The organism is Pseudorhodobacter sp. (assembly GCF_030452865.1).
Classification (GTDB): Bacteria; Pseudomonadota; Alphaproteobacteria; order Rhodobacterales; family Rhodobacteraceae; genus Pseudorhodobacter.
The window spans coordinates 1-1,799 of record NZ_JAKDLJ010000557.1 but is presented as its reverse complement, the minus strand read 5'-3'; the positions used below and the strand labels follow the sequence as shown (position 1 = coordinate 1,799).

2 protein-coding genes are annotated in these 1,799 nt (G+C 59.0%); both read left to right on the top strand.

Annotated elements, in window-relative coordinates:
• Positions 1–1,357 (top strand): DUF3394 domain-containing protein (locus L0H65_RS19370; protein ID WP_301460821.1); only part of this gene is annotated, 1,357 nt, incomplete at its 5' end.
• A 12-nt stretch (positions 1,358–1,369) separates the two neighbouring features.
• Positions 1,370–1,798 (top strand): universal stress protein, encoded by a 429-nt coding sequence (locus L0H65_RS19365; protein ID WP_301460820.1) that lies wholly within the window; start codon positions 1,370–1,372, stop codon positions 1,796–1,798.
• Position 1,799 lies beyond the last annotated feature (1 nt).

The following is a 1,799-nucleotide window of genomic DNA, read 5'->3' as shown; positions in this document are numbered from 1 at the left end:
CCTTCTGCGCATCGCTTCCAAAGAGGCACCGCTGGAACTGGATGATCCGAATTCACCCGTCACCAAGCTGCCGCTGCCGGGGCCGACGATCCGTTCCGGGCTGCACTTCATCCTGCCGGTGGTGGTGCTGGTCTGGGCCTTGATGGTGGACCGTCTGTCCCCCGGCCTTTCGGCCTTCTGGGCAACGGCCTATATGGTGTTCATCCTGCTGACACAGCGTCCGCTGATGGCGATGATGCGCGGCGAAAGCGATATCGTAAACGACCTGAAGCACGGCTTTACCGATTTGCTCGACGGATTGGAAACCGGCGCCCGCAACATGATCGGCATCGGCATTGCGACCGCGACCGCCGGTATCATCGTCGGTGCCGTCAGCCAGACCGGTGTAGGTTCCGCGCTTGCCGATGTGGTAGAGGTGCTGTCGGGTGGCAACCTTATGGCGATCTTGTTGCTGACCGCTGTGCTGTCGCTGATCCTTGGCATGGGCTTGCCGACGACTGCGAATTATATCGTGGTTTCGGCTTTGCTTGCCCCGGTTATCGTGACGTTGGGGCAGCAGAACGGCTTGATCGTGCCGCTGATCGCGGTGCATCTTTTCGTGTTCTACTTCGGGATCATGGCGGATGTGACGCCGCCGGTTGGCTTGGCGAGCTTTGCCGCTGCGGCGGTTTCCGGTGGCGACCCGATCAAAACCGGGGTGATCGCGTTTTTCTACAGCCTGCGCACGGCCGCCTTGCCCTTCTTGTTCATCTTCAACACCGAGTTGTTGCTGATCAATGTAACCTGGTTTCAAGGCGTGTTCATCTTTTTCATCGCCTCGGTTGCGATGCTGTTGTTTGCAGCGGCAACCCAAGGCTGGTTCTTGACCAAGAACCGTTTTTACGAATCCGCCGCCTTGTTGCTGGTGGCCTTCACGCTGTTTCGTCCGGGGTTCTGGATGGATATGGTTTACCCGCCTTACGCCGAGGAAGCTCCGGCGGAAATCTCCTCGGCGGCGCAAGCCACGCCGGTTGGTGAAAACCTGCGGCTGCGGGTGAACGGGGTGAATGACCTCGGTGATCCGATCTCGTTCGTGGCACTAGTCCCGATGGGGGAGGGGACCACGGGCGACGAAAAGCTTGCCGCGGCAGGTCTGGCCTTCCGTCAGGATGGCGACCGGATGCTGATCGACGACGTGACTTATGACTCCCCGGCGCAAAAGGCCGGTCTCGATTGGGATCAGGAGGTGCTGCGCGTGCTGCGCCCCGAATCGGTGCCGTCGAAATACTGGATGTTCATTCCGGCACTCTTGTTGCTGGCGCTGGTGGTGATGTTGCAACGCGGTCGGGCCATTCCTGCCCGCCGGGTCGAAGCCTGAGGAGGAGATAGTATGTACAATTCCATCCTTCTGACCGTTGATCTTTCAGATCCCGCGTCTTGGCAACGCGCCATGCCGGAGGCGGTGAAAACCTGCCAGACCACCGGCGCGAAACTGCATGTGCTTGCCGTTATACCAACCTTCGGGATGCCGCTGGTCGAAGGGTTCTTTCCCGATGATTTCCAGAAAAACGCAATGGCAAAGACCAAGACGGAGCTTGCCGCACTGCTGAAAGCCGAAGTGCCGTCCAGTGTGACGACAGAGGCACATACGCGATATGGTAAGGTGCATGAGGAAATCCTGACCGCAATCAAAACCATGGGGATTGATCTGGTGGTGATGGCAAGTCCTCCGCCTGACCGTTTGCGCGATTTTCTGGTCGGGTCAAACGCGGACAGGGTTGTGCGGCGTTCGACTGTTTCGATCCTCGTGGTGCGTTGAT